The organism is Kribbella sp. NPDC049584 (assembly GCF_040675555.1).
In the GTDB taxonomy this organism is placed as follows: domain Bacteria; phylum Actinomycetota; class Actinomycetes; order Propionibacteriales; family Kribbellaceae; genus Kribbella.
Map to the genome: position 1 here is coordinate 74,985 of NZ_JBFAPF010000014.1, position 25,605 is coordinate 100,589.

Consider the following 25,605-nt stretch of genomic DNA (forward strand, 5'->3'; position numbering starts at 1 on the left):
CCGGTCGATCGACCGGGACATTCTTTGTGCGCGAGGGGGGAGTTGAACCCCCACGCCCTTTCGGGCACACGGACCTGAACCGTGCGCGTCTGCCTATTCCGCCACCCGCGCGCAGTCGCCGGATACTGCTCCCGGCGACGAGAAGGAACATTAGCACGGGTTGTCCGGGTGCTTCACATTGCGGGTTCGGTCGAACCTCCCGATACGATCGATCGTCGTACCCGGTGTGTCCGCCTCGACCGGTGGACGATCTTTGGCGTACCGACCGTGGAGGAGGAGGCGTGCGACCGCTACAGCGCTTCGAGCGACGCTTGGAAGGCATTGTCAGCGGTGTCTTCGCGCGCGCTTTCAAGGGTGACGTCGAGCCGATCGAACTCGCGGCGGCTCTCAAGCGTGAGATCGACAACACCGCGCGGATCCTGTCCCGGGACCGGCGGCTGGTGCCGAACCACTTCATCATCGAGCTCGGTCCGGACGACTTCGAGCGACTGAACGCCTACGGCCGGACCCTGAACCACGAGCTCGCCAACGAGCTCCGGGACCACGCCGACATCCAGCGGTACACGTTCTCCGGGCCGATCGACATCGAGCTGGTTCAGCAGGACGACCTCCCGACCGGTAAGTTCCGGGTGGTCAGCGAGACGGTCGGGACGCCACAGCGTCGCCCGGCCGCCTACCAGCCCGAGCCCCAGCCCTACCAGCAGGAGCCCTACGTGCCGCCCGAGCCGGTCAGCCCGCCGCAGCCCCAGTACCCGTCTCCGTACGAGCCGCAGTACGAGCCGCAGCCGTCCCCGCGCCGTGGTCACCCGCAGGTGATGCTCGAGGTGAACGGGCGTCGCCGCCCGGTCAACCCGCCCGGCGTCGTGCTCGGCCGCGGCACCGACGCGGACATCCAGATCAACGACCCGGGCGTGTCCCGGCGGCACGCCGAGATCCGGCTGATGCCGGAGGGCCCGGACGGTATCCGGGTCGTGCTGGTCGATCTCGGCTCCACCAACGGCACGCTGGTGAACGGCCGCCGCAGCACCGAGGCGGAACTGGTCGACGGTTCGACGGTGCGGATCGGCAACACGACCATGACCCTGCGTCTCGCGGACGAGCCGATGGCCCAGCCGCCGAGCAGCGGGTGGTGACCGGAAGTCCATGTCGGAACTGACCCTGACCCTGATCAAACTGGGGTTCCTGGCCCTGTTGTGGATGTTCGTCCTCGCGGTGCTGTCCGTGATCAGGTCCGACCTGTTCGGCGCGAAGGTGGACAGCCGGGCCGCAGCGGCCGTCGTACCGCAGAACTCCCGGACGCCGAAGACCGCCAAGCCTTCCAAGAAGCGCAAGGGCCTGCCCGCGTCGGTGACGATCGCGGACGGGCCGCAGGCCGGTGTCGGCGCCTCGCTGACCGAGGAGCCGGTGATCATCGGCCGCGGCTCGGACTGCCAGATCCGGCTCGACGACGACTACTCCTCCACCCGGCACGCCCGGTTGTTCCTGTCCGAGGGCCAGTGGTGGGTCGAGGACCTCGGCTCCACCAACGGCACGTACCTTGACGGCCAGCGGGTCACCCGCCCGGTCCCGGCCGAGATCGGCGGTTCGATCCGGATCGGCCGGACGACGCTGAACATCGCGAAGTAGGCCTGCCTCGATGACCCTCTCGCTCGACTACGCCACACTGTCCGACGTCGGACGGGTGCGCCGCAACAACGAGGACTCGGCGTACGCCGGTCCGCACCTGCTGCTGCTCGCCGACGGAATGGGCGGCGCCGCGGCCGGTGAGGTGGCCAGCGCGGCGGCTGTCCAGGTGATCCGGCGGCTGGACACCGCCGAGATCGGCGGCGAGGACATGATCGAGGCGCTGGCCGGCGCGGTCCACCGGGCCAACGAGCGGCTCTCCGAGCTGGTCGAGGAGGACCCCGAGCGCGAGGGCATGGGCTCGACCGTCACCGCGCTGATGTTCGACGGCAAGCAACTCGGCCTGGCGCACCTCGGCGACTCCCGCGCGTACCGGATGCGCGACGGAGTGCTGTACCAGCTGAGCCACGACCACACCTTTGTGCAGTCGCTGGTCGACGAGGGCCGGATCTCCCAGGAGGAGGCCTTCTCCCACCCGCACCGCAACCTGATCCTGCGCGTGCTCGACGGCCGGCCGGACTCCGATCCGGACCTGGAGATCCTCGACGTCCAGGCCGGCGACCGGCTGATGCTGTGCAGCGACGGCCTGCCCGACTACGTGAGCGACGAGGTGATCGCCGCCTCGATGGCCTCCGGTACGCCGGACTCCGTCGTCGTCGAGCTGATCACGCACGCGCTCGAGGCAGGCTCGAACGACAACGTCACCTGCGTGGTCGCCGACGTCGTCGAGACGGAGCCCTCGAGCGGCGTCCAGCCGCAACTGGTGGGTGCGGCCGCCGAGCTGGCCCAGGGCAGCACGGGTCGGGGCGAGCCGACGGTCGCGATCCACACCGGCGGCAGCGGGCACGGCGGTGGTGGCCACGGCGCCGCGCTGGACCCGGAGGAGCTTCGGTACGCACCGCGTCCGCCGAAGCGGTTCCCCTGGCTGCGGCGGATCGCCGTACTCGTGATCATCCTCGGGCTGATCGGCGGCGGCGGCTGGTTCGCGTACAGCTGGACCCAGAAGCAGTACTACGTCGGCACCGACGGCGACTACGTGGCGATCTTCAAGGGCGTCGAGGCGGACCTTCCGGGGCTGGACCTGTCGAAGGTCTACGAACGTCAGTCCCTGCAGGTCGACAAGCTCCCGACGTACAGCCGCGAGCAGGTGGAGGGCAACATCCAGGCGGACAACCTGGCCGGCGCCCGGTCGATCGTCGCCGAGCTGCAGCAGACCGCTGCCGAGTGCGCCGCGAAGACCAAGCCGACCCCCACACCGACGCCGAAGCCGAGCACGCCCGTGTCGAAGCCCCCGGTGTCGAAGCCGCCCGTCTCCAAGCCGCCGGTGACGACTCCGGTCGTGCACCCGTCGACGACACCGACCAGCCCGGGCAGTTCGACGACGCCGGGCAGCCCGGACGACTGCGACGGAGTCCGATGAGCTACGCCCCTACGTCGGTCATCCAGATCATTCCGCGCACCCGGCGCGGAGTGGAGCTGCTGCTGCTCGTGATCGCGATCGCGGTCTCGGTCGGCGCGTACGTGAACATCGGCATCACCGTCCAGAACGAAGTCCCCGCCAGCACCGGGTACTACGCCGCCGGCATCACCCTGCTCGCCCTGATCGCTCATTTCGCGCTGCGCTACCGGGCGCCGTACGCCGACCCCGTGCTGCTGCCCTGCGCAGTGTTGCTTAACGGTCTGGGCGTCGCGATGATCCACCGGATCGATCTCGGCCTGGCGCTGGTCGCCGAGGCGAGAGGCGCGACGCCGAAGTCCCCGGCGGCGCCGCAGCAGATCACCTGGACCGCGGTCGGTGTCGTGCTGTTCCTGGTCGTCATTCTTGTGATCAGAGATCACCGCCGGCTGCAGGCGCTCACCTACACCGCCGGCCTGGCCGGTCTGGTGCTGCTGGTCCTGCCGCTGATCCCCGGCCTCGGCGTGAACCTGAACGGCGCCCGGATCTGGATCCGGCTGGCCGGCATGTCGTTCCAGCCCGGTGAGTTCGCCAAGATCTGCCTGGTCGTGTTCTTCGCGGGCTACCTGGTGGTCAAGCGCGACGTGTTGACGCTGGCAGGGCACCGGTTCCTCGGGCTCGACCTGCCGCGAGCCCGCGACCTCGGCCCGATCGGCATCGCCTGGGGCGTCAGCCTGGGCGTGCTGGTGTTCGAGAGCGACCTGGGTTCGTCACTGTTGTTCTTCGGCCTGTTCCTGTTCCTGCTGTACGTGTCCACCGAGCGGGCCGGCTGGCTGATCATCGGTGGTCTGTTGTTCGTCGGCGGCGCGTACTTCGCGTACGCGACGTTCGGCCATGTGCACCGCCGCGTCACCGACTGGCTGGACCCGTGGGCGATCGACGGCGGCCAGGTGAAGCTCGGGCTGATGGGCCAGGCCTGGGGCGGCATCCTCGGCCGCGGTCTCGGCCAGGGTCACCCGGAGGCGACTCTCTACGCGCAGAGCGACATGATCATCTCCTCGTTCGCCGAGGAGCTGGGCCTGACCGGCCTGATCGCGATCATCCTGGTCTACACGCTGATCATCGAGCGCGGTCTGCGGACGGCGCTCGGCTGCCGCGACATCTTCGGCAAGCTGATCGCGACCGGTCTGGCGATGTCGTTCGCGCTGCAGGTGTTCGTGATCGTCGGCGGGGTGACCGGGCTGATCCCGCTGACCGGTCTGGCCACGCCGTTCATGGCCCTCGGCGGTACGTCGCTGGTCGCGAACTGGGCGATCATCGCGCTGCTGCTGCGGATCAGCGACCAGGCCCGGCGGCCGCAGACCCCGGCCGCTCCCGTGTCCGACGAAACGATCGCGATGGCGGTGCAGAAACAGTGAACTCGGCGATCCGACGTTTAGCGGTTGCGGCAATCATCCTGATGCTCGCGCTGATGGCGAACTCGACGTACCTGCAGGCCTTCCGGGCGAACGAGATCAACGGCCGCAACGACAACAACCGGGTCCGTGACTCGCAGTTCTCGGTGAACCGCGGCCCGATCCTGATCGGCAGTACGCCGGTCGCGCAGAGCAAGCCGTCCAACGACCGGTTCAAGTACCAGCGCACGTACCCGTCCGGCCCGGTGTACGCACCCGTGACCGGTTTCTACTCCTACCGGTTCGGCCGCGCCGGGATCGAGCTGACGATGAACTCCGAGCTGAACGGCTCGGATCCGTCGATGGCGTTCCGGCGGATCATCGACGTGATCAGCAACCGGCCCCAGCAGGGCGGCAGCGTCACGTTGACGCTGAACGCCGCGGCCCAGCAGGCGGCGTACAAGGGGCTGGGCTCGAAGACCGGCGCGGTGGTGGCGATCGAGCCGAAGACCGGCAAGATCCTGGCGATGGCGACCACGCCGTCGTACGACCCGAACCGGCTCGCCTCGCACGACAGCACGAAGGTCGACGCCGCCTGGAAGAGCCTGACCGAGGACAAGGACCGGCCGCTGTCGAACCGCGCGGCGCAGGAGCTGTACCCGCCCGGCTCGACGTTCAAGTTGGTGACCGCGGCAGCGGCGCTGTCCAGCGGCAAGTACACGCCGGACACCAAGGTGAACTCGCCGGCTGAGCTGCCGCTCCCGCAGACGACCGTCCCGCTGGTGAACGAGGACGGCAAGAACTGCGGCGGCAGCAACAACGCGACGCTGACGGTCGCGCTGCGCTACTCGTGCAACACGGCGTACGGCAGCGTCGGCCTGGCGCTCGGGCCGGACGCGCTGCGCGAGCAGGCCGCCAAGTTCGGCTTCGGCGCGCGGCCGCTGGCCGAGCTGCCGAGCGTGGCCACCAGCCAGTTCCCGGGCGACCCGAACGAGCCGCAGACCGCGCAGTCCGCGATCGGCCAGTTCGACGTCCGCGCCACGCCGCTGCAGATGGCGATGGTGGCGGCCGGGATCGCGAACAAGGGCGAGGTGATGAAGCCGTACCTCGTCCAGAGCGTGAAGACCCCGGACCTGAAAACGGTCTCGGAGACCAAGCCGGAGTCGCTGCACCAGGCGGTCACGCCGCAGGTCGCCTCCCAGCTGACCGCGATGATGGTCGACGTCGTCAACAACGGCACCGGCAAGCCGGGTCAGATCAGCGGCGTCCAGGTAGCCGGCAAGACCGGTACGGCGCAGACCTCGAAGGACCGGCCGCCGTTCGCCTGGTTCACCGCGTTCGCACCGGCCGACGACCCGAAGATCGCGGTCGCGGTGCTGATCGAGAAGGCCGACATCGCCCGGGACGACATCGCCGGCGGCAAGCTGGCCGCGCCGATCGCCAAGTCGGTGATGGAGGCGGTGCTGAGCCAATGAGCACGATACGGAATGATGCCGTCACGGCGCGTCTTTCCAACGGGGAACCACGTGTGGCGGCCGCTACCGTGGGCAAGTTGAGTGTGTTTTTGTGTCTCACAGACAGGTTGGAAGGCTGAGGTCATGACATCGCAGGCACGTCTCGTCGGCGGCCGATACGAAGAAGGCGAACCGCTCGGCCGCGGCGGCATGGCCGAGGTCCGCAAGGGTGTGGACAACCGGCTCGGCCGGTCGGTCGCCATCAAGCGGCTGCGGGTCGATCTGGCCAGTGACGCCACCTTCCAGGCCAGGTTCCGCCGGGAGGCCCAGTCGGCCGCCTCACTCAACCACCCGACCATCGTGTCGGTGTACGACACCGGCGAGGAGCCCGATCCGAACGGCTCCGGCGTCACGATCCCGTACATCGTGATGGAGCTCGTCACCGGCAAGACGCTGCGGGACCTGATCCGCGAAGGCCGCAAGATCATGCCGGAGCGCGCCCTGGAGATCACCTCCGGTGTGCTCGAGGCGCTCGACTACAGCCACCGGGCCGGCATCGTGCACCGCGATATCAAGCCCGGAAACGTGATGCTGACCCCGCAGGGCCAGGTCAAGGTGATGGACTTCGGCATCGCCCGCGCGGTCGCCGACACGTCCTCGACGATGACCCAGACCGCGGCCGTGATCGGCACCGCGCAGTACCTGTCCCCGGAGCAGGCCCGCGGCGAGACCGTCGACGCCCGCTCCGACCTCTACTCGACCGGCTGCCTGCTGTACGAACTGCTCACCGGGCGTCCGCCGTTCGTCGGTGAGTCGCCGGTGTCGGTGGCCTACCAGCACGTCCGGGAACAGCCGCTGCCGCCGTCGTCGTTCGACCCGGACATCCCGCCGGAGGTCGACGCGGTCGTCCTGAAGGCGCTGGCGAAGAACCGCGAGGAGCGGTACCAGAGCGCCGCCGAGATGCGGGCCGACATCCACCGGGTGCTGGCCGGCCAGCAGGTGACAGCGCCGATGGCCGCGGTCGCCGAGACGCGCGCGATGGCGCCGACCACGGTCGCGGCAGCTGCCACCCAGGCCTACCGCCAGACCGCGGGCAACGACATCCTCCCGCCGGGCGGCGACGACCTGGAAGAGGAGGACGACGGGCGGTCGCGGCGCAACCGCGGCCTGGCCTACTTCCTGCTCGGCCTGGCGATCGTGGCGATCGCAGTCGGTGCGTATGCCCTGTTCACCCACTTGGGCAAGGACAACAACGCCGGCGGTGGTGCGACGAACACCCCGGTGGCGAAGGTCGCCGTGCCGGACGTCACCGGCAAGTCGGTCGCCGAAGCGACCGCGTTGCTGACCGACAAGGGTCTGAAGTTCGCGCAGGGACCGTCCGAGACCAGCGACACGGTCGGCCGCGGCTCCGCGATCCGGCAGACCCCCGCGCCCGGGACCGAGGCCGAGCAGAACTCGACGGTCACCGTCGTGTTCTCGTCCGGGCGGAGTGCGTTCCCGGTGCCGGACGTGATCGGCAAGTCCGAGTCCGCCGCCCGCAAGGCGCTCGAAGGCACTGCCGCGAACTTCAAGGTGAAGGACAAGGTCGTCGAGCAGGACAGCGACGAGAAGAAGGGCACCGTGCTCGCGGTCAGCCCGGACCCGAACGGGCAGTACCCGTCGGGTCAGGAGTTCACGCTGACGGTCTCCAGCGGCGTCACGAACGTCGACGTACCGAACGTCGTCACCCAGTCCTACGACGACGCGAAGCTGACGCTGGAGCAGGCCGGCTTCCGGGTCGGGTACGTGTTCGGCCACGACCCGAACGCGGCCGACGGCCAGGTCCTCCAGCAATCGGTGAAGGCAGGCACCAAGGCGCCGAAGAAAACACTGATCACGCTGACGGTCAACAAGCAGGACGAGCCGAGCTCGCCGCCGCCGAGCCAGCCGACGGACACGCCGCCGCCCAGCACTCCGACCACGCCGGGCATCACGATCGGCGGATAGACGACAGAACCCCCGGGGCGAGCTGAACTGGTCCCTGGAAGTTGGACTTGTTAAGTAGAAGGTTATAGAGGGTTTCTAGGCTGGGAGGGTCTGGGTCCGGTATTGCACCGGGCTCAGGCCCTCGAGTCTTGTTGAGATGCGGTGGTTGTTGTACCAGCCGATGTATTCGTGTAGCGCTTCGGTGAGGGCGTCGACGGTGGTGTGCCGGGTGTGGTCGAAGAGTTCTTCTTTGAGGTGTCCGAACCAGTTCTCGATGACGGCGTTGTCGTAGCAGTTGGCTTTGCGGGACATCGACTGGGTCGCGCCGGCGCCGGCGAGCAGCCGCCGCCAGGAGGGGTGCTGGTATTGGAAGCCTTGGTCGGAGTGGACCAGCGGCGCCTGGCCGGGGTCGCGGCCGGGCTGGAGGGTGGCCAGAGCGTCGCGCAGTGAGTTGTTGGTCAGGGCCAGGTTCGGTGAGTTGCCGATCGTGTAGGCGATGATCTGGTGGTCGAACAGGTCCATCACCGGCGACAGGTAGAGCTTGCGGTCCCCGGTGCCGCCGAGGCGGAACTCGGTGACGTCGGTGACCCACTTCTGGTTCGGGGCGGTCGCGGTGAAGTCACGAGCCAGCAGGTTCGCAGCGGTCCGGCCCGCCTCGCCGGTGTTGCTTCGGTAGGAGTTGTAGCGCTTTCTGCGTCGTACTGGGCAGTCGAGTCCGAGGCGGCGCATCAGCTTCAGCACGGTCTTCTTCGCCACCCGCCAGCCCTGCCGGACCAGTACGGCGTGGACGCGCCGGTGCCCGTAACGGCGATGGCTGTTCTCGAACACGTCCCGGATCGCGGTCTTCAGCTCGGCCTGCGGATCCGGCCGGAGCAGACGGTCTTGGTGATAGAAGAACGTGGACCGGGCCAGCCCGGCGATCTGCAACAACAAGTCGAGTCGATGTTCAGCCTTGAGAGAGATGACGGCCTGCGCCCTCACCGCCGTTCTTGCTCCCTCAAGGCCTTCAATTTTCCCAGGTAGGCCACCTGCGCCTTCAACAGCTCGTTCTCCCGCCGCAGCCGCTCCAGCTCCGACTCCGAACCTGACCCAGGAGGCGGCGTCTCCCGGTCCACTCGCGGCCGGCCTTTCGGCTTCGGCCGCAACCCATCCGCGCCCTCACGTCGATATGTCCGAGCCCACGTCTTCACCAGCTTCGGCGAGGACAACGCGTGCTCAGCCGCCAGCTCCATGGCCGACTCACCGGCCAGGAACCGCTCGACCACCGCCAGCTTGAACTCGAACGAGAACGCCCGCTTCCCCGGCTGGGCCACCAACGCTCCTTCACCATGGATCCGCCACCGCTGATACAGCAACTTGACCGGGTCATGAGCCGCCACCAGCCGCGTCGCCACAGCCCACGACCCCATCCCCTCCTCGAACAAACCTACCGCCACCACCCGCTGCGCCCCGGTCAACGAACTACGTCCATCCATACGAAAGCTCCCCAGAAGTCGGAACTGAATTTCTCAGTCCAACTTCTGGGGAGCTGTTCAAGCGCCCCGGGGGTTCTTCGTTCCGAGCTCTAGCTGACGACCGGGGCCAGGCCGACGGAGCGGGCGACCGCGTCCTGGTCGCCGCAGATCGCGAGCCAGTTGGCGAGCATCCGGTGACCGCCCTCGGTCAGCACCGACTCCGGGTGGAACTGCACGCCTTCGACCGGGAGATCGCGGTGCCGGGCCGCCATGATCACGCCGGCCTCGGTGCGTGCGGTCACCTGCAGCTCGTCCGGCACGGTGTCCTGCGCGATCGCGAGCGAGTGGTACCGGGTCGCGGTGAACGGCGACGGGAGTCCGGCGAGTACGCCGGCGCCCTCGTGGAACACCTGGCTGGTCTTCCCGTGCAGCAACTCGTCCGCGCGGCCGACGACCCCGCCGTACGCGACGCCGATCGCCTGGAGGCCGAGGCAGACCCCGAAGATCGGGACCACGCCGCCCTTCTCCTTGACGATGTCCACGCACGCGCCGGCTTCTTCCGGCGTACCGGGACCGGGGGAGAGCAGGACACCGTCGAACTCACCCGCCTGGTCGGGGGTGACTTCGTCGTTGCGCAGCACGGTGGTGTCGGCCTGCAGCTGCTGCAGGTACTGCACCAGGTTGTAGACGAAGGAGTCGTAGTTGTCGACAACAAGGATCCGCGGCATGCGGACCATTGTGACAGCTACCGGCCGGTGACCGATGGACTGGCCGACGGGGTCTGTGGATAACCGGGCACGGTGGCGCTCTGCAGGTCGAGGGTGCCTTCGTAGGCAGGCATCGAGATCGAGGACTCGTTCTTCACGTCGTACCCGAGCTGGAACTTCACCACGTAGTCCTGCAGGTTCTCGATGTACTGCGAGTCGTCGAGCGCCTTCTGCAGTTTCCGCCGGTCGCCGATCGCGCTGATCGTGTACGGCGGGAGGTACGGGACACCGTGCAGTACGACGGAGTTGCCGACGCACTTGACCCCGGTGGTGGAGATGACGCGCTGGTTCTGGATCGTCATCGCCTCGGCGCCACCGGCCCACAGTGCGTTCACCACGGCCTGGATGTCCTGCTGGTGGATGACCAGCCAGTTCTCGTCGACGTCCGGGTTCTCCTTGACCACCTCGGGCGGTGCGTCCCGGAGAGTGACGGTCAGCCCCGGGCCGACGACCGGACGGGTGCCGACCTGCTCGGACAGGTCCTCGAATTGCTTGGCCAGCTTCGGGTCGATCGATCCCTGCTGCGCCTGTAGCGCCTCGATGTCGTGGGTCAGTGCCGCGTGCTGCCGGACCAGGCTGGCGCTGCGGCGGCTCTGTTCCTCCACCAGGCCCGCGAGCGTAGTGTTGCGACTGGGCCGCAGGTCCGTGCCCCGGGCGTTGGTGGCACTGGTCGCGAACAGCAGACCGGCGCACAGCAGCGCCAGCGGCGCACCCACGCGCCACAGCGAAATCCGCCTCAACCTACGCACCAGTGATCTCCACATTGCTGTCTGCACTACGCTAACCCGGACCGACCCGCACAGGTCGTAGCGGTCAGCTTATGCGTCCGTCCTTACAAGGAGTTCAGTCGTGCCCGAGTCGAGCAGTCGCAACAAGAAGAAGACCGAGAAGGTCAAGGTCGAGAAGACCCCGAAGAGGCCGCGTACCACCAGCCGCGTGTGGGTCGCGCCGCTGATGCTGTTCTGCTGGCTGCTCGGTCTCGCCTGGCTGGTCGTCTTCTACGTGGCCGGCCAGGACATCCCGGTGATGAAGGACCTCGGCAACTGGAACCTGCTGATCGGCATGGGCCTGATCGCGGTCGGGTTCGTGGTCTCCACGCAGTGGGTCTGACCCCGGTCGTCGGAGAGTTATCCACACCCGTATCCCCAGTTGTGCACACCGATTCGGGCGAGTTATCCCCAAGCTGACCATCACTTCTCCACGAAAACCGCCCCGAAATCGCTCAAATCTGTGGATAAATCAGGTTTGAGTGGATGAGTTTCCACACTGTTCACGTTGGCAGCGGCCGGTTGTCCACGACCTTCTTCATCACGATCGTCGAAGTCATCCGCTGGACACCCGGCAGCCGCGCCAGCCGCTCGTCGCGCAGCCGCTGGAACGTCGCGATATCCGCCGTGGCCACCCGGACGAAGTAGTCCGGCTCGCCGAACAGCCGCTCCGCGTGCACCACCTCCGGGATCTGTTCGAGCCCTGCCTCGAACCCGGCCACCGACTCCTCCCGGTCCATCGTGACCGCGAGCAGCACCTCGAACCCGTGTCCGACCGCGCCCGGATCGACCACGGCCCGATAGCCGGAGATCACCCCGCCGCGCTCGAGCTCCCGCAGCCGCCGATGACACGGGGCGGCACTCAGCCCGATCCGCTGGGCCAGTTCGGTCACCGTCAGCCGCCCCTCGGCCTGGAGCACCGCAAGGATCTTGCGATCAATCGCATCCATGCCAAGAATCTTATCCTTCACGCGTCTCCTTGAGCATGAAGTTGCAAGATAAGTTCGCGGATTCAGCAGTAATCTTGCGCCATGCTCGACCTTCTGCCTATCGCGGCGGCCTGCTTCGGCATTCCGCAGTACCTTCCGCAGATCCTCAAACTCCGCCGGACCGGGGACACGGCCGGAGTCTCCTGGTCGTGGGCGACGCTGACGAGCATCAACAACGCCGCCTGGTTCTGCTACTTCATGGCCTCCGGCTACTGGACCGCGAGCCTTCCCTCGACCGCCGCGAGCACCCTGGCCGGCACCGTCTCGGTGATGCTCGTACGCCGCGGCGTCCTCAACCGCCAAGCAATCCGCTGGATCTGCGGGTGGGCAGGAGTCCTCGCCCTTGCTGCAGCGCTCGGCGGACGGGTCGGCCTGGGCACGCTCCTCGCGGCCGCCTCGATCGTCCAGGTCGCGCCTTCCCTGTGGACGGCGTACCGCACCGCCCACCCGACCGGCATCTCGAAGGGCACCTGGGCGCTGGTCTGTGGGGAACTGTCCTGCTGGCTCCTCTTCGGCCTGTGGAAAACCGATCCCCGACTGATCACCCTCGGAGCAACCGGCGTCCTGGCCGGGATCCTGATGCTCGCCCGCGTCCACCGTGCGGGCGTACCGTCGAACTGCAAAGTAGCGGCCTGAGAGACGGGGAGGGTCTCACCATGTTCGTTCAGGTCATTCAGGGGCAGGTCACCGATGCCGAGCAGGCGCATGCCGCGATGGATCGGTGGATGGAAGAGCTGGCGCCCGAGGCATCCGGCTGGCTGGGGACCACGGCCGGTGTTACCGCGGACGGACAGTTCATCGCGCTGGCCCGCTTCGAGTCCGCCGACGCAGCGCGGCGGAACAGCGAGTCGCCGGGGCAGGACAAGTGGTGGCACGAGTTCACGTCGCTGCTCAGCGGCGACGCCACCTTCCACGACACCGAGGATGTGGTCACCGACATCCAGGGCGACCCCGACTCGGCCGGCTTCGTGCAGGTCATGCAGGGCGCGGGAAGCGATCCTGAGCACGCGCGTGACGTGATGGGCCGGCACCGCGACGAGTGGGCCACGTTCCGGCCCGAGATTCTCGGCAGTGAGGTCGCCATGTACGACGACGGCGACTACACGATGGCGATGTTCTTCACCACCGAGGCCGCGGCCCGCGAAGGGGAGCAGAAAGAGGTCCCGGCCGAGCTGCAGGCCGACATGGACGAGATGAACAGTCTCGCCGCCGGCCCACCGGCCTTCTTCGACCTGAAGCAGCCCTGGCTGTACTCACCGAGGTAGTCAGCCTTCAAGCCGCCCGCGACGATCAACGTCGCGGGCGGCTCCACGTCTACGTAGAGATATATGTAGACATGTGCGTAGCCTTCTGCGTATAGTTCTACGTAGGAGGAGAGCGATGCCTAACAAGACGATCTACGTGTCCGACGACGACCTGCCGCTGTACAAGAAGGCGCAGGAGCTCGCCGGGAACCTGTCTTCGGCGATCTCGATCGCGCTGCGGAAGTACGTCGAGCTCGAAGAGGGACGGCTCGAGGGGTACGACGAGATCACCGTGCGGGTGGGCCGGGGCGCCGGCCGCAAGCAGCGGTTCTCCGGCGTACTGCTGGCCGAAGGCGGGCGGTCGAGCAGCACCGGGTACGAGGCCTTCAAGGTCTACCGGAGCCGGACCGGCAAGTTCGTCCTGCACGCCGATCGCCGCAGCCAATACACCATCAGCGGCGACGACGAGCGATATCTGTCCGGCTGGCGCTCCTGGATCGGCAACTGGAGCAGCGACCAGTCCTGGAGCATGGCGCAGGGCGAGGCCACGCTGAACATCGTCGAAACCGTCGAGGAGCTTCGCGAGCTGATCCCCGAAGACCTCTACGAACTGGTCGAGGAAGCCGCCAACCAGCCGGCGGTCGAGGACCTCGACATCTAGAACCCCCACGACAAAACGAACAGAACGGCGCCTTCGGCGCCGGGAGTGGGGCGCTGACTCAACCACCGGCGACCTGAGCTAGGTCGCGGGGCGGTCGAACACGCCCTGAAACAACCCCTTGGCCACCTGGGGGCAGGTTCCCCCTGCCCGAAACCTGCGAGGAACACTCATGTCAGCTGCGATCGACGTCATCGGACTGCGCAAGTCGTACGGCGAGAAACTCGTGCTCGACGGCATCGACCTGAACGTTGCCAAAGGCACCATCTTTTCCCTGCTCGGCCCGAACGGCGCCGGCAAGACCACCGCGGTGCAGATCCTGTCCACCCTCGTCACCGCCGACGCCGGCGAGATCCGGGTGGCCGGCCACGACCTGCACCGCAACCCCGAGGCGGTCCGCGCCGCGATCGGCGTCACCGGCCAGTTCTCCGCGGTGGACGGCCTGATGACCGGCCGGGAGAACCTGATCCTGATGGCCGACCTGTACCACCTCGGCAAGCAGGAGGCCCGCCGGCGGGCGGACGAACTGCTGCAGCAGTTCGACCTGATCGAGGCCGGCAAGAAGCTGGCGATGACGTACTCCGGCGGCATGAAACGCCGACTCGATCTCGCCATGACGCTGGTCGGCCGCCCGCAGATCATCTTCCTCGACGAGCCCACCACGGGTCTCGACCCGCGCAGCCGGCACAGCATGTGGGCGATGATCCGCGAACTGGTCGCCGGCGGCGTCACTGTTCTGCTCACCACGCAGTACCTCGACGAGGCCGACCAGTTGGCCGACCGGATCGCCGTCCTCGACCACGGACGATTGGTCGCCCAAGGTACGCCGGAAGAGCTCAAGCGGCTCGCACCGGGCGGCCACATCCGGCTGCGCTTCACCTCGCCGGACGCGTTCTCGCTGGCCGGACAGGTGCTGCCGACCGCAGTACCGAATCAGGAATCGCTGGTCCTGCAGGTGCCGAACGACGGCAGCGTGCACGCGCTGCGCGACCTGCTGGCCCGGATCGACGACGCCTCGCTCGAGGTCGACGAACTCACTGTCCACACGCCCGACCTGGATGACGTCTTCTTCGCCGTCACCGGTCAGCCCACCGAGAAAGTTGCCGCGAAATGAGTTACGCCCTGCAGGACACCGGCACCATGCTCCGCCGCAACCTACGGCACGCCCAGCGGTATCCGGGCCTGTCCCTCGGCGCCCTCGGGATGCCGGTCATCATGATCCTGCTGTTCGGCCTGATCTTCGGCGACACGTTCTCGAACGGTCTCGGCGGCGGGGGCGGACGCGGCGACTACATCAACTTCCTCACCCCGGGCATCCTGCTGATGTCGATCGCCTCCGGGACGATGTCGCCCGCGGTCGCGGTCTGCATGGACATGACCGAGGGCATCGTCGCCAGGTTCCGGACGATGGCGATCTTCCGGCCGGCCGTGCTGACCGGGCACGTGCTCGGCAACGTGATCCTGACCATCGCGAGCCTGGGCCTGGTCGTCGGCTTCGCGGTCCTGCTCGGGTTCCGGCCGGACGCGTCGGTCGGTGAGTGGCTGCTCGCGGCCGGGTTGCTGATCGCCGTGACCGTCGCCCTGACCTGGTTCGCGATCGCGCTCGGGCTGACCAGCAAGACGCCGGAGAGCGCGAGCAACATCGTCCTGCCGATCAGCCTGCTGCTGCCCTTCCTCAGCAACACGTTCATCCCGCTGGACGCGATGCCGAGCGGCATCCGGTGGTTCGCGGAGTACCAGCCGTTCACCCCGATCATCGACACCCTGCGGCACCTGCTGCTGGGCGCGCCGATGGACAACGGCGACGGCTGGCTGGCCCTGGCCTGGTGCCTGGCGATCGCGATCGTCGGCTACTTCTGGGCCCAGAAGAACTACAACAAGGGGACGGTCGCCTAGCTCGGTGCGCCCATCAGGTTCGCGCGGGTGCGGACATGGGCAGGCACCAGCAGGTCGCAGTCGGGATTGTTCTCCGGTTCGCCGGCGACGACGTGTAGCGGGATCACGCCTGTCCAGTAGGGCAGGTCGAGGTCCTGCTCGTCGTCGTTGGCGGGCCCGTTGCGGGTCTTGACCGACGCTTCGGTGAGCGACAGGGCGAGCACCGAGGTCTTGGCCAGCTCCTTGCGGTTCGGCGGCCGTACGGCGGTCGACCGGCCAGGGACGAGATGGTCGACGATCCGGTTGAGACCGTGCAGCTTCTCCTCCGGGTCGGTGATCAGCCGCGGTACGCCGAAGATGACCGCGGACCGGTAGTTCACCGAGTGGTGGAAGGCGGACCGCGCCAGCACCAGCCCGTCGGTGTGGGTGATGGTCACGCAGATCGTCTGCTCCGGCGCCGCGACCACGCTGCGCGCGGCGACCGAGCCGTGCAGGTACAGCGTCCCGTCCGGCCCGCGATCCAGGTCCACGCCGTACGCCGTCGGCAGGACGAGCGGAGCGCCGTCGACGACGACGCCCAGATGACAGAACATGCCCTCGAGCAATACGTCGTACAGCGCCTCGCGATCGGTCGCGGCCCGTTCCTTCGAGCGGCGCAGTTGTGTCCGGGCGGTCGGCTGCAGTGGACTGGTCATGTAATCAGGGTCCTGTCGGGAGTGGCATGCTGGCACGGTCCATTCCCGTTCGAATCAGGTAGTCCATTCGTGGAGAGCTCGCTCCCGCTGACCATCGACCGCGCTGCCGGCCTCCCGCTGCATCTGCAGCTGGCGGAGCAGTTCCGGGCCGCTGTCCTGGACGGCCGGCTCCAGGCAGGCCACCGGCTCCCGTCCACCCGCGACCTCGCCCGGGACCTGGCCGTCTCGCGGTCGGTGACACAGGCGGCGTACGACCAGTTGCACGCCGAGGGCTGGATCGAGGGCCGTATCGGCGCCGGCACGTTCGTCACGGACGTCGTCCCGCTGCAGCCGGCCGTACGACGCCATACCCCGCACCCCGCGAATCCCGACGCCGAGCTGCTGACACTGCGTCCAGGTATCCCGTACATCGCGCCGACGCCTGATCCCGGGTGGCGTCGCGCATGGCGTGAGGTGTCGACGCAATCTCCGCCGCGCGGGTACGACGACGCCGCGGGCCTTCCCGCCTTGCGCGCCGCGCTCGCGGACCACGTGGGGCGGGTCCGCGGAATCGCCTGCGCACCCGAGAACGTGCTCGTCACGAACGGCACCGTGCATGGACTGCGCCTGCTGCTCTCGGTGACCCGGCAACCCGGTGACCGGATCGCGATCGAGGATCCCGGCTATCTCAACGCGGTGGTCGCCGCGCGCGACCATCGGCTCGAGATCGTCGACGTCCCGGTCGACGAGGACGGTCTGCAGGTCGGCGCGCTGACGGACAACGCGGCCGCGGTTTACGTCACGCCGTCGCACCAGTACCCGCTCGGCGGCCGGCTACCCGTTGCCCGACGCAACGAACTGATCCGCTGGGCGCGTCGCGCCGGCGCACAGCTGATCGAGGACGACTACGACAGCGAGTTCCGGTACGACGTCGCGCCGTTGCCCGCGCTTGCGCAACTGGACCTGGAGCGCGTCGTCCACCTCGGCACGCTGTCGAAGACGATCAGCCCCGCGCTCCGCCTCGGTTGGCTGGTCGCGTCCGAGGAGACGGTCGACCGCCTCGCCACGTTCCGCGCCAACTCGGGCGACTGGCCCGGCTGGCCGATGCAGGCCGCCTTGCTCGCGATGCTCCGCGACGGCTACCTCGACCAGGCCGTACGCCGCGGTCGCCGCTTGTACGCAGACCGGCGTACGCACACGGTCGCCGCGCTCTCGCCGTACGGCCAGGTCATCGGCCAGGACGCCGGCCTGCACGTCACGTTGCTGCTGCCCGACGAGGCCGACGATCTCCGGATCGCTGCCGCGGCTCGGGAGGCTGGTGTTGTCGTCGCCCCGCTGTCGGAGTATCGGCGCAGCGTGCCAGGACCGCCAGGGCTGGTGATCGGCTACGCGACGCCGTCGACGTCCGATCTGCACCGAGCCCTGACGATCCTGACCGAGGTCCTTACTCGCCGTTGAGCGGGTCGATGTCCGGGGTGCTGCCCCAGCGGAACTTCACCGTCGCGCTGTACCCGGATGGGGACGAGCTGACATGGTTGATCACTGTGGCAGTGCCGTTGGCGTGGCCAACGGCATACCAGTGGACGGTCCTGGTGTCCTTGTCGATAGCGACGAGCAGCGTGCCGTAGTTGCCGCACTTGCTCGCGAGCAGCGTCTCGAAGCCCTGCCAGGTCCTGGTGCGGACCGGCTTCACGATCGGCTTCATCGTCGCGGCGGTCGGAATGTGGATGGTGTAGAGCGCGCCGCCGCGGGTGTTCGCGAGGAACGTGTCGTACGTCGCCGTCTTGCTGATCAACGCCATCGACTTCACCGCCGCGAACCCGGTCGCCGACCCGGCACTCCGCCAACCACTGCCGATCACCGACCAGCGGAACAGCGTGCCGTCGCTACGCAGTCCGTACGCCGTCGTCCGCGCTGTGGTCCGGGAAACCTCCACCGCGGTGAAGTTCGACCACCCGCCGCCGATCCGTTGCGTCACGTTCGGCAGGCCGGGCACGAACTCGTTCATCGTGTCGATCGAGTAGATGCGGTAGTACAACGAGTCACCCTGCACCACCCAGCCGTCGTTCGTGGCGCCCAGGTTCGACGCATCGCTCGTGAAGGTCGTACTGAGCCGGACCGCGCCCGGCGCGAACACGCCGAAGATCGGTCCCGGCAAGCCGACGCTCCGCGCCGGATAGCCCACCGTGATCCCACCGTTGTCCTGTGCCCCACTGTCGAGCACAGACCCCGGCGCAAGCGAGCATGCCCCGGTCGCAGCCGACCCGGCGGCGTGTGCCGATGGCACCAACACCGCCGCAGCCAACGCAACCGCCCCCGCCAGGCTGGAGACAATAGTCCGCCGCATAACGATCCCTCCCCAGATCTGGTCCTCCCACAGATCCAGATGCGGCCGGGCCCGGAAAGGTTACGTCAGTGAGGGTCCGGTGAGCGTCAGGGTTCAGCGGGGTTGTTGCGTAGCGGCGGTTGGACGACGGGGGTGTCGCCGTGCCAGGTCAGTTGGGAGAGCCACATGGTGCGGCCCTTGGGGTCGGTGCCTACCTGGGTCGGGTTCCAGGCGTGGTAGACGAACCAGTCGCCGAGGACCATGTTGTGGCCTGGGCCGGCGGCGTCGGCGCTCGACGACAGGATCGGGTCGCCGGACTTGGTGCAGGGGCCGGTCGGGGAGTCGCAGAGGGCGTGGCCGACGGCGTACATCGGCTTGTCGAACGCGTTGCCGGAGTAGAAGAGGTGGAACTTGCCGTTGCGCTCGACCATGTATGGCGCCTCGACGAGGTTGCCCTCCCAGGGCAGGTCCTGCTTGATCATGCGGTGCACGGGACCGGTCAGCGTGAGGCCGTCGGCGGACAGTTCGGAGACGTAGATCCAGGTGTCCACGCCGATCGCGTTCCCGTCGTTCTTCCAGTACAGCCAGCGGCGGCCGGTCGAGTCCTGGAACGGCGATGCGTCGATCGAACCGCCCTCGTCGGCCTGACTGATGAACGGCCGTGGAGATTTGTCGACATATGGACCTTGGGGTGTGGACGCGACCGCGACGCCGACGCACTGGTGACCGGACGCGAGATCGCGCGTCGTGTAGTACATGACGTACCGGTCCGCCGCGTGCACCGCGACCTCGGGCGCCCACACCCTTCCGGGCGCGGTCCAATCCGGTAACGACGGCAGCGCGTCACCGACCTGCCGCCAGGACACGAGGTCCGTCGACGTCAAAGTCTGAACGTTGCCGAGCGGCCCGTTCGTCGCGAAGGCGTAGTACTCGTTGCCCACCGCAATGATCTGCGGATCGGCGAAGCTGCCGTCGTACACCGGATTGGTGAACATCTACTTGCTCTCGTAGAACTTCAGGTAGTCGACGGTTGCGACCGGGGGCGGGTTCGCGCCGGTGAACTCGCCGTGGGCGTAGAGGCCGATGCGTGCGGCGGCCGGGAGGACCCAGGACGCTCCCCAGGTCCAGTTCTTCCCGTCGACCGAGGTGCCGGCCCGGTAGACGTGCTCGCCGGCGGCGTTCTCGTGGTACGCGATCCGCATCCACATCGTCGGCGCGGTCCGGCCGATCGCGGCAGCGCCGTACGACGTGGCGCCGTCGGAGGGCCGCGCTACCAACTCGCGCCCGTACTCCGTCTGGCGGGTCTTCCAGATCGCGACATCGCCGAGGCGCGCGAAGTCGTCGTCGTTCAGGTAGACGATCATCCCGGCCTGCTGGTAGTTGCGGACGTCATCGATGCCCGTGTCCAGGTGCAGCTTGGTCTCGGCGATCCAGCTCTTCCCGGCCGGCGTCGCGTGCAGGAGGAGACCGGCGTTGTTCCCGCTGCCGACGAGGTCGGCGTTCTCCAGCGGCCAACTCAAGTTGCCATTGGCAACAGTTGCCTTGTCGTCCGGACGCACCCAGGTCCAGTCCGCTCCGAGCGCGCCGTCGAAGTCGTCGCCGGCGAGCAGCTTTCCGGTCCGCGGTACTGCGGCCGGCTTCGTCACCGGCTTGGCGACGGGCCTGACGGTCAGGTTGTCCACCTCGGCGTTCCCGACCCACCGCACCGGAGCCGACGCCAGCCTCAACCCGGGCACGCTGAGCTGCGCCTCTGCGTAGACGTCTCCTAGGCCGGCGTCATTCAGTCGTGCTGTCACGGTGGATTCGCTCGCCTGCACGGACAGCTTGTTCCACTGCGTGCGGTCAAAGTCGGCGGGCAGGTTCACAGACGTCGTACGCCGTCCGACCGCCAACGTCAGGCGGTTGTTCGCAACAGACGCGACCACCTGATTGCCCAGGACTGTGGTGAAGGTAGTGCCCAGCTTGACGTCCGCTTCGACGCGGAGGGAACCGCCGGGCGCCGAGGCGCGGGTTTGGGCTGCCCCCTGGATCGAGGCCGTGGGACCGCCGACCGCGTCGCCCGGGTTGGCTGTTGCACCTAGCAGGCCGGCGGCGGGGTTGGTCGAGTCGATGCCCAGCGACGAGCCGGTGGTGGGTGCGGGTACTGGGCCCTCCGATGGGCCGAGGCCGGCGCGGGTGCGGGGCCAGCCGTTGATCCAGTCGATCCGGTCGATCAGCATCGGGCGCCGGTTGATGCCGAACGGGTCGGTCAGCCACGGCGTACCGCGGTCGATGGCGTGGTACACGATGTGGTCCTGACCGGCCGCGTCGGTGATGAACGCGTGGTGGCCGGGGCCGATCCACTTGTTGCCGTTCTGCGTGATCACCGTCGTACCACCGACCCGGGAGTCGGTGAGCTTGGCGCCGTCGGCGTCCACGAACGGCCCGCGCGGGGAGCGGGACCGGCCGGCGAAGACGGAGTACCCGGTGGTCGGGCCGGCGCAGCAGTTCATCGACGAGCCCATGAAGTAGTACCAGCCGTCGCGGTAGACGACGTACGAGCCCTCGTAGCGGTCGCCGATCGTGACCTGGGTTGGAGCGCCGACCGCGTGCATGCCGTCGGCGCTCAGTTCCGTCACGGAGATGCCGCCGTTGAAGCCGCCGTAGTACAGGTACCGCTTGCCGTCGGCGGCGGTGAGTTCGGCCGGGTCGATCGTGCCGAGGTAGCCACCGTTGCCGTCGGGCCGTGGTGCCACGACGGGGCCGTCGCTCGCGGTCCATGGTCCGGCCGGCGTCGGCGCAGTCGCCACGCCGATCGCGGGATCACCACCGGCGTTGGCGGTTGTGTCGGTGACGGTGAAGTACATGACGTAGCGGCCGCCGAAGTACCGGATGTCCGGCGCCCAGAAGAACGAACCGGGTGCGGCCCAGGCCGGCTTGGTCTGGTCGTTGAAGACCGTGCCGAGGTACTCCCAGGAACTGAAGTCCTTGGTCCGGGCCATGTGCATCAGGCCGAACGGGCCGTTCGCGACGAGCGGGTCGGAGGTGGCGTACGCGTACCAGTAGCCGTCGCGGCCCTGGATGATCGACGGGTCGGCGAAAGAGTCGGCGAAGCTGGATGTGACGGGATTGGTGGTGGTCACGACCGGCGCCGCGGTGGCGGCCGACATACCGGCCGCTACCGCGACGACAGCAAGTGCTGTGGCGAGTAGTCGTTTCGAAGGCACAGGGCGGTCCCTTCAGCTCAAACGGATCAGATGCCACGAAGCGGGCGGCAACGTGGCGGTGCAGACACCGTCGACGATCTCGGTGCCATCCACGGTCCGGGGCGTCACCCGGTCCGGGTGGTCCGCGGTGTTCACCGCGGACCGGTCCTCGTCGTACAGAGCCAGGTGCTGGATCAAACGTCCGGTCACCGGGATCTCCAGATCGATCTTGTCGGTCTCGCTCCGGTTCACCACGAAGATCGCGGTCTCCCCGGTTGTCTCGTCGTACGTCGCTGTGCTCCACAGCGCCGGGAGCGTGCCGAAGGCGGCGGTGTGGATGTCCGGTCCGCCGGTGATCGCGGTCTGCAGCACGGTCGGACCGGCGTACCGCGCGGTCAGGGCGAACGGGTGGAAGATCGTCTGCCGCCAGGCGCGGCCGCCCGGCTCGGTACGGATCGGGGCGATCACATTGACCAGTTGCGCAAGGCAAGCAATCTTCACCCGGTCGGCGTGCCGGAGCAGCGTGATCAGCAGGCTGCCGACCACGACCGCGGCGTCGACGGTGTAGCTGTCCTCGATCAGCGGGCCGACCTCACGGATGCCGAGACCGAGCTCGCCGGGGAAGTGCTGCTGGTACCAGACGTTCCACTCGTCGAACGACAGCGTCAGTTCCTTGTCGCTGCGCTTCAGTGCCTTGACGTGGTCGGCGGTCGCGATGACCGACGAGATCATCCGGTCCATCTCCTCGGCGGCGGCCAGGAAGCTCGCCTGGTCGCCGTCGCGCGGTTCGTAGTACGCGTGCAGGCTGATGTGGTCGACGAGGTCGTACGTCCGCTCGAGGACGACGCGTTCCCACTCGCCGAACGTCGGCATCGTGGCGTTGCTGGAACCACAGGCGACCAGCTCGAGATCGGGTTCGACGCGCCGCATCGCGTTCGCGGTCTCCTCGGCGAGCCGTGCGTACTCGTCGGCCGTCTTGTGGCCGATCTGCCAGGGACCGTCCATTTCGTTGCCCAGGCACCAGATCCGGATGTTGTGCGGCTCCGGGCTGCCGTTCGCGACGCGGCGGTCGCTGAGCGCGGTCCCGGCCGGGAGGTTGCAGTACTGGAGCAGGTCGACCGCCTCGCGGATCCCGCGGGTACCGAGGTTGACCGCCCAGATCGGCTGTACGTCGGCCTTGCGCGACCACGCGACGAACTCGTCGGTGCCGAACTGGTTCGGCTCGATCGCCCGCCAGGCCAGGTCGAGCCGCCGCGGCCGCTGGTCCTTCGGGCCGACGCCGTCCTCCCAGTCGTAGTTCGAGACGAAGTTCCCGCCGGGGTAGCGGACCGCGGTGACGCCGAGCTCGCGGACCAACTCGAGCACGTCCTCCCGGAACCCGTCCGCGTCGGCCCGCGGATGCCCCGGCTCGTAGATCCCGGTGTAAACGCACCGCCCCATGTGCTCGACGAACGAACCGAACACCCGCCGGTCCAACTGGCCGACGACGAACGCTGGGTCAACCGTCAGCCGTGCCACAGGGCCTCCCCAGAGTCGTTTACAACGTTTAACGTGGTTGTCTACAACGATTGACAATCGCTGTAAAGAGTTCGCGGTGGCAGACTCGGGCGACAGGCCGGCGACTGGAGGTTCTCGGGATGGCGACCAGGCTGAGTGATGTGGCCGCGCAGGCCGGCGTTTCGGTCAAGACCGTGTCGAACGTGATCAACGACTACCCGCACATCACCGCCCGCACCCGGGCCAAGGTCGAGGCCGCGATCGCCGCCCTGGGCTACCGGCCGAACGTCAGCGCCCGCTCACTGCGCAAAGGCCGTTCGGACTTCATCGCGCTGGCGATCCCGGAGATGGCCTCGCCGTACTTCGCCGAGCTCGGCGCCGAGATCAGCCGGGCCGCGAAGCGCCGCGGGATCACGGTGCTGATCGACCAGACCGAGGGCGAGTCGGCGGCCGAGAAGGTAGTCCTGGACGGGATGCGCGGGCAACTGATCGACGGCATCATCTTCTCCCCGATCACGACCGTGCCGGCCAAGTTGACCGTGGCCGACGTGGGGAAGCCGCTGGTCCTGCTCGGCGAGCGACCGGCCGGCGGCCAGTTCGACCGGGTCGCGGTCAACTCGGTCCAGGCGTCCTGCGACGCCACCACGCATCTGATCTCGATCGGCCGACGACGGATCGCGGCGATCGGTGTCGGCGGGACGAGCACCGGGGCGGTACGGCGCAAGGGGTACCGGAAGGCTCTCAAGGCGGCCGGCCTGCCACACGATCCAGCGCTCGAGCTCGCCGGGACCGGATACCACCGGGAGGACGGCGCCGCGTCGATGCGCGAGCTACTGGCGCTGCCCGAGCCACCGGACGCGGTCTTCTGCTTCAACGACCTACTCGCCCTCGGAGCATTGCGAACGCTGGCCGACGCCGGCCTTCGCGCCCCGCATGACGTCGCCGTAATCGGTTTCGACGACATCGAGGACGGCCGGTACCACTCGCCGACGCTGTCCACGATCTCGCCCGACAAGGAGTGGCTGGCCGACAACGCGGTCGCACTGCTCCTGGACCGGATCGCCGGAAACGGTGAGGCCGCCCATCGCGACCTCACCGTTCCGTACACCCTGCAGATCCGCGAATCGACCGCCGGTTAACGCCTGTCCTATCGCTCCGGGAACCCGGCGAGTTGCTTGGCCAGTCCGTTCTGCGTCTTGCCGAGGCGACCAGCCAGCCCGAGTACGGCGTTCCGCACCGGACGAATCGCCCGGGGGACATTGGCCAGCCGGGTCAGGCGGTGTGCCAGCCCGATCACCCGGACCGCCTCCGCGCGGCTGTTCGTCGCGTAGGCATCCAGGCCTGACTCGTCACCGGCCAGCGCCGCCGAGAGTGCGTCCGCCAGAACGACTGCGTCGCGGAGGCCCAGGTTCATGCCCTGGCCGCCGGCCGGGCTGTGCGTATGCGCTGCGTCGCCGGCGAGAAGCACGCGCCCGGACCGGTACTTGTCCGCGACCCGCTCGTGGATCCGGAAGCGGGAACCCCAGACGACCTCGGTGACCTTCGGGTGCGACTTCCGCGGACCGCGGTCGTCCACCAGGTGCTGCGCGAACGCCAGGTCGGGGTGCTCGGGCGCATCGTGCACCTCAGCTACCAGGCGGAAGCTTCCGTCCGGCAAGGGTGCGACGACGAGCAGTCCGGCCGCCGCGAAGTACAGCGCGACCTCGTCGGTCGGCAGTCCGCTTGCGACGCGTACGTCGACCAGGCTCAGCGACAGCTCCAGCGTGTTGCCAGGCATCCGCAGGCCGGCCAACTCGCGGATCGTGCTGTGCATGCCGTCAGCGGCTACGACGTACTGCGCGTGGATCACGTCGCCGTTGTCGAGCGTGACCTCCGCACCGTCGGGGGTCTGGGTCAGCCCGGTCGCGGCGTACGGGCGGAGGACCGACCCGCCGAGCTCCTCGAGCCGGTCGAGCAGGACCTGCTCGGTGACGGGCTGCGGAATCATCGTGACGAACGGGTACGCGGTCGGGAGGTCCTCGAAGCCGACCGGGATGAGCTTGCGGTCGCCGGCCCGGATCGCGAAGTCCTCCAGCTCCAGCCCGCGGTCGACGAGCTGCTTGGTCACGCCGAGCGGCTCCAGCACCTCCAGAGTCCGCGGATGGATCACGCACGCCCGCGAGGTGTTCGTGCCCTCGGCCTGCTTGTCGATCACCACCACGTCGTGCCCGTGCAGCCGGAGACCGACCGCCACCGCGAGCCCGACCGGACCCGCCCCCACCACCACGACCTCTGCATTCCGCGGAGTCATCGTCGCTCCTTTCATTTGCCAACGCTTGTTGACTTCTACGCTAGAGC

Annotated in this window: 25 protein-coding genes and 1 tRNA gene; 14 read left to right on the top strand and 12 right to left on the bottom strand. The window is 68.2% G+C overall.

Annotation, left to right across the window (positions count from 1 at the left end; genetic code table 11):
• Positions 1–27: 27 nt before the first annotated feature.
• A tRNA-Leu gene (locus tag AB0J62_RS35875) sits at positions 28–111 on the bottom strand.
• A 170-nt stretch (positions 112–281) separates the two neighbouring features.
• Between AB0J62_RS35875 and AB0J62_RS35880 the strand changes: the two genes are divergently transcribed.
• The 6 genes from AB0J62_RS35880 (at position 282) to pknB (ending at position 7,853) form a co-directional block, all read left to right on the top strand.
• Positions 282–1,133 carry a DUF3662 and FHA domain-containing protein gene (locus tag AB0J62_RS35880; protein ID WP_363881188.1) on the top strand — a complete coding sequence of 284 codons (852 nt, stop codon included), beginning with the start codon at positions 282–284 and terminating at the stop codon, positions 1,131–1,133.
• Positions 1,134–1,143: 10 nt separating this feature from the next.
• On the top strand, positions 1,144–1,626 hold the full coding sequence (locus AB0J62_RS35885; RefSeq protein ID WP_363881190.1) for an FHA domain-containing protein: 483 nt from the start codon (positions 1,144–1,146) through the stop codon (positions 1,624–1,626).
• Between the two features lie 10 nt (positions 1,627–1,636).
• Positions 1,637–3,043: a protein phosphatase 2C domain-containing protein gene (locus tag AB0J62_RS35890; protein ID WP_363881192.1), complete on the top strand. Its 1,407-nt coding sequence runs from the start codon at positions 1,637–1,639 to the stop codon at positions 3,041–3,043.
• Positions 3,040–4,437: an FtsW/RodA/SpoVE family cell cycle protein gene (locus tag AB0J62_RS35895; RefSeq protein WP_134106384.1), complete on the top strand. Its 1,398-nt coding sequence runs from the start codon at positions 3,040–3,042 to the stop codon at positions 4,435–4,437. Before AB0J62_RS35890 ends, AB0J62_RS35895 begins: the two co-directional genes overlap by 4 nt.
• On the top strand, positions 4,434–5,888 hold the full coding sequence (locus AB0J62_RS35900) for a penicillin-binding transpeptidase domain-containing protein (protein WP_363881195.1): 1,455 nt from the start codon (positions 4,434–4,436) through the stop codon (positions 5,886–5,888). Before AB0J62_RS35895 ends, AB0J62_RS35900 begins: the two co-directional genes overlap by 4 nt.
• A gap of 123 nt (positions 5,889–6,011) precedes the next feature.
• The gene (gene pknB / locus AB0J62_RS35905; protein ID WP_363881197.1) at positions 6,012–7,853 is read left to right on the top strand and encodes a Stk1 family PASTA domain-containing Ser/Thr kinase; all 1,842 of its coding nucleotides are present in this window, start codon (positions 6,012–6,014) and stop codon (positions 7,851–7,853) included.
• A gap of 75 nt (positions 7,854–7,928) precedes the next feature.
• On the opposite strand, the gene AB0J62_RS35910 is transcribed toward pknB, so the two are convergent.
• From AB0J62_RS35910 to AB0J62_RS35925, 4 genes are all read right to left on the bottom strand, one after another.
• A complete protein-coding gene (locus AB0J62_RS35910; protein WP_363881199.1) occupies positions 7,929–8,813 on the bottom strand; it encodes an IS3 family transposase in 885 nt (294 codons plus the stop codon).
• Complete coding sequence (locus tag AB0J62_RS35915; protein ID WP_363881201.1) at positions 8,810–9,307, bottom strand: helix-turn-helix domain-containing protein; 498 nt, start codon at positions 9,305–9,307, stop codon at positions 8,810–8,812. The genes AB0J62_RS35910 and AB0J62_RS35915 overlap by 4 nt, the downstream gene beginning before the upstream one ends.
• 89 nt (positions 9,308–9,396) lie before the next feature.
• Entirely contained in the window at positions 9,397–10,014 is a 618-nt protein-coding gene (locus AB0J62_RS35920) for an aminodeoxychorismate/anthranilate synthase component II (protein WP_363881203.1), read from the bottom strand.
• A 17-nt stretch (positions 10,015–10,031) separates the two neighbouring features.
• Positions 10,032–10,769: a DUF881 domain-containing protein gene (locus AB0J62_RS35925; RefSeq protein WP_242000533.1), complete on the bottom strand. Its 738-nt coding sequence runs from the start codon at positions 10,767–10,769 to the stop codon at positions 10,032–10,034.
• A gap of 133 nt (positions 10,770–10,902) precedes the next feature.
• On the opposite strand from AB0J62_RS35925, the gene AB0J62_RS35930 reads away from it, so the two are divergent.
• Positions 10,903–11,163 (top strand): cell division protein CrgA, encoded by a 261-nt coding sequence (locus AB0J62_RS35930; protein WP_130445510.1) that lies wholly within the window; start codon positions 10,903–10,905, stop codon positions 11,161–11,163.
• 160 nt (positions 11,164–11,323) lie between these two features.
• Here AB0J62_RS35930 and AB0J62_RS35935 read toward each other — a convergent pair whose 3' ends face one another.
• Positions 11,324–11,770 (bottom strand): Lrp/AsnC family transcriptional regulator, encoded by a 447-nt coding sequence (locus tag AB0J62_RS35935; protein WP_363881206.1) that lies wholly within the window; start codon positions 11,768–11,770, stop codon positions 11,324–11,326.
• An 81-nt stretch (positions 11,771–11,851) separates the two neighbouring features.
• On the opposite strand from AB0J62_RS35935, the gene AB0J62_RS35940 reads away from it, so the two are divergent.
• From AB0J62_RS35940 to AB0J62_RS35960, 5 genes are all read left to right on the top strand, one after another.
• Complete coding sequence (locus AB0J62_RS35940) at positions 11,852–12,445, top strand: PQ-loop domain-containing transporter (protein WP_363881208.1); 594 nt, start codon at positions 11,852–11,854, stop codon at positions 12,443–12,445.
• Between the two features lie 20 nt (positions 12,446–12,465).
• Entirely contained in the window at positions 12,466–13,074 is a 609-nt protein-coding gene (locus AB0J62_RS35945; RefSeq protein WP_363881210.1) for a hypothetical protein, read from the top strand.
• Positions 13,075–13,189: 115 nt separating this feature from the next.
• Entirely contained in the window at positions 13,190–13,714 is a 525-nt protein-coding gene (locus AB0J62_RS35950; RefSeq protein WP_363881212.1) for an EXLDI protein, read from the top strand.
• Positions 13,715–13,883: 169 nt separating this feature from the next.
• Positions 13,884–14,825 (top strand): ATP-binding cassette domain-containing protein, encoded by a 942-nt coding sequence (locus tag AB0J62_RS35955; RefSeq protein WP_363881214.1) that lies wholly within the window; start codon positions 13,884–13,886, stop codon positions 14,823–14,825.
• Positions 14,822–15,607 carry an ABC transporter permease gene (locus tag AB0J62_RS35960; protein ID WP_363881216.1) on the top strand — a complete coding sequence of 262 codons (786 nt, stop codon included), beginning with the start codon at positions 14,822–14,824 and terminating at the stop codon, positions 15,605–15,607. The genes AB0J62_RS35955 and AB0J62_RS35960 overlap by 4 nt, the downstream gene beginning before the upstream one ends.
• On the opposite strand, the gene AB0J62_RS35965 is transcribed toward AB0J62_RS35960, so the two are convergent.
• A complete protein-coding gene (locus AB0J62_RS35965; protein ID WP_363881218.1) occupies positions 15,604–16,281 on the bottom strand; it encodes a pyridoxamine 5'-phosphate oxidase family protein in 678 nt (225 codons plus the stop codon). The genes AB0J62_RS35960 and AB0J62_RS35965 overlap by 4 nt on opposite strands.
• Before the next feature lie 69 nt (positions 16,282–16,350).
• Here AB0J62_RS35965 and AB0J62_RS35970 point away from each other — a divergent pair, with 69 nt between their 5' ends.
• The gene (locus AB0J62_RS35970) at positions 16,351–17,718 is read left to right on the top strand and encodes a PLP-dependent aminotransferase family protein (RefSeq protein ID WP_363881220.1); all 1,368 of its coding nucleotides are present in this window, start codon (positions 16,351–16,353) and stop codon (positions 17,716–17,718) included.
• Here the strand turns inward: AB0J62_RS35970 and AB0J62_RS35975 are convergent.
• The 4 genes from AB0J62_RS35975 to AB0J62_RS35990 all read right to left on the bottom strand — a co-directional run bounded on the left by AB0J62_RS35975 (position 17,705) and on the right by AB0J62_RS35990 (position 23,289).
• Positions 17,705–18,607, bottom strand: coding sequence for a hypothetical protein (locus AB0J62_RS35975; protein ID WP_363881222.1), 903 nt, complete (start codon positions 18,605–18,607; stop codon positions 17,705–17,707). The genes AB0J62_RS35970 and AB0J62_RS35975 overlap by 14 nt on opposite strands.
• 86 nt (positions 18,608–18,693) lie before the next feature.
• The gene (locus AB0J62_RS35980; protein WP_363881224.1) at positions 18,694–19,581 is read right to left on the bottom strand and encodes a glycoside hydrolase family 43 protein; all 888 of its coding nucleotides are present in this window, start codon (positions 19,579–19,581) and stop codon (positions 18,694–18,696) included.
• Positions 19,582–21,792, bottom strand: a complete 2,211-nt coding sequence (locus tag AB0J62_RS35985) for a family 43 glycosylhydrolase (protein ID WP_363881226.1) — start codon at positions 21,790–21,792, stop codon at positions 19,582–19,584.
• 12 nt (positions 21,793–21,804) lie between these two features.
• Entirely contained in the window at positions 21,805–23,289 is a 1,485-nt protein-coding gene (locus tag AB0J62_RS35990) for an alpha-N-arabinofuranosidase (RefSeq protein WP_363881228.1), read from the bottom strand.
• A 119-nt stretch (positions 23,290–23,408) separates the two neighbouring features.
• On the opposite strand from AB0J62_RS35990, the gene AB0J62_RS35995 reads away from it, so the two are divergent.
• Positions 23,409–24,407 (top strand): LacI family DNA-binding transcriptional regulator, encoded by a 999-nt coding sequence (locus tag AB0J62_RS35995; RefSeq protein ID WP_363881230.1) that lies wholly within the window; start codon positions 23,409–23,411, stop codon positions 24,405–24,407.
• A gap of 8 nt (positions 24,408–24,415) precedes the next feature.
• On the opposite strand, the gene AB0J62_RS36000 is transcribed toward AB0J62_RS35995, so the two are convergent.
• Complete coding sequence (locus AB0J62_RS36000; RefSeq protein ID WP_363881232.1) at positions 24,416–25,558, bottom strand: NAD(P)/FAD-dependent oxidoreductase; 1,143 nt, start codon at positions 25,556–25,558, stop codon at positions 24,416–24,418.
• Positions 25,559–25,605 lie beyond the last annotated feature (47 nt).

Coding starts and splice junctions, on each gene's coding strand:
- AB0J62_RS35885 (WP_363881190.1), top strand. CDS start 1,144: ATGTCGGAACTGACCCTGACCCTGATCAAACTGGGGTTCCTGGCCCTG.
- AB0J62_RS35890 (WP_363881192.1), top strand. CDS start 1,637: ATGACCCTCTCGCTCGACTACGCCACACTGTCCGACGTCGGACGGGTG.
- AB0J62_RS35895 (WP_134106384.1), top strand. CDS start 3,040: ATGAGCTACGCCCCTACGTCGGTCATCCAGATCATTCCGCGCACCCGG.
- pknB (WP_363881197.1), top strand. CDS start 6,012: ATGACATCGCAGGCACGTCTCGTCGGCGGCCGATACGAAGAAGGCGAA.
- AB0J62_RS35915 (WP_363881201.1), bottom strand. CDS start 9,307: ATGGATGGACGTAGTTCGTTGACCGGGGCGCAGCGGGTGGTGGCGGTA.
- AB0J62_RS35920 (WP_363881203.1), bottom strand. CDS start 10,014: ATGCCGCGGATCCTTGTTGTCGACAACTACGACTCCTTCGTCTACAAC.
- AB0J62_RS35935 (WP_363881206.1), bottom strand. CDS start 11,770: ATGGATGCGATTGATCGCAAGATCCTTGCGGTGCTCCAGGCCGAGGGG.
- AB0J62_RS35940 (WP_363881208.1), top strand. CDS start 11,852: ATGCTCGACCTTCTGCCTATCGCGGCGGCCTGCTTCGGCATTCCGCAG.
- AB0J62_RS35945 (WP_363881210.1), top strand. CDS start 12,466: ATGTTCGTTCAGGTCATTCAGGGGCAGGTCACCGATGCCGAGCAGGCG.
- AB0J62_RS35950 (WP_363881212.1), top strand. CDS start 13,190: ATGCCTAACAAGACGATCTACGTGTCCGACGACGACCTGCCGCTGTAC.
- AB0J62_RS35955 (WP_363881214.1), top strand. CDS start 13,884: ATGTCAGCTGCGATCGACGTCATCGGACTGCGCAAGTCGTACGGCGAG.
- AB0J62_RS35960 (WP_363881216.1), top strand. CDS start 14,822: ATGAGTTACGCCCTGCAGGACACCGGCACCATGCTCCGCCGCAACCTA.
- AB0J62_RS35965 (WP_363881218.1), bottom strand. CDS start 16,281: ATGACCAGTCCACTGCAGCCGACCGCCCGGACACAACTGCGCCGCTCG.
- AB0J62_RS35975 (WP_363881222.1), bottom strand. CDS start 18,607: ATGCGGCGGACTATTGTCTCCAGCCTGGCGGGGGCGGTTGCGTTGGCT.
- AB0J62_RS35980 (WP_363881224.1), bottom strand. CDS start 19,581: ATGTTCACCAATCCGGTGTACGACGGCAGCTTCGCCGATCCGCAGATC.
- AB0J62_RS35995 (WP_363881230.1), top strand. CDS start 23,409: ATGGCGACCAGGCTGAGTGATGTGGCCGCGCAGGCCGGCGTTTCGGTC.
- AB0J62_RS36000 (WP_363881232.1), bottom strand. CDS start 25,558: ATGACTCCGCGGAATGCAGAGGTCGTGGTGGTGGGGGCGGGTCCGGTC.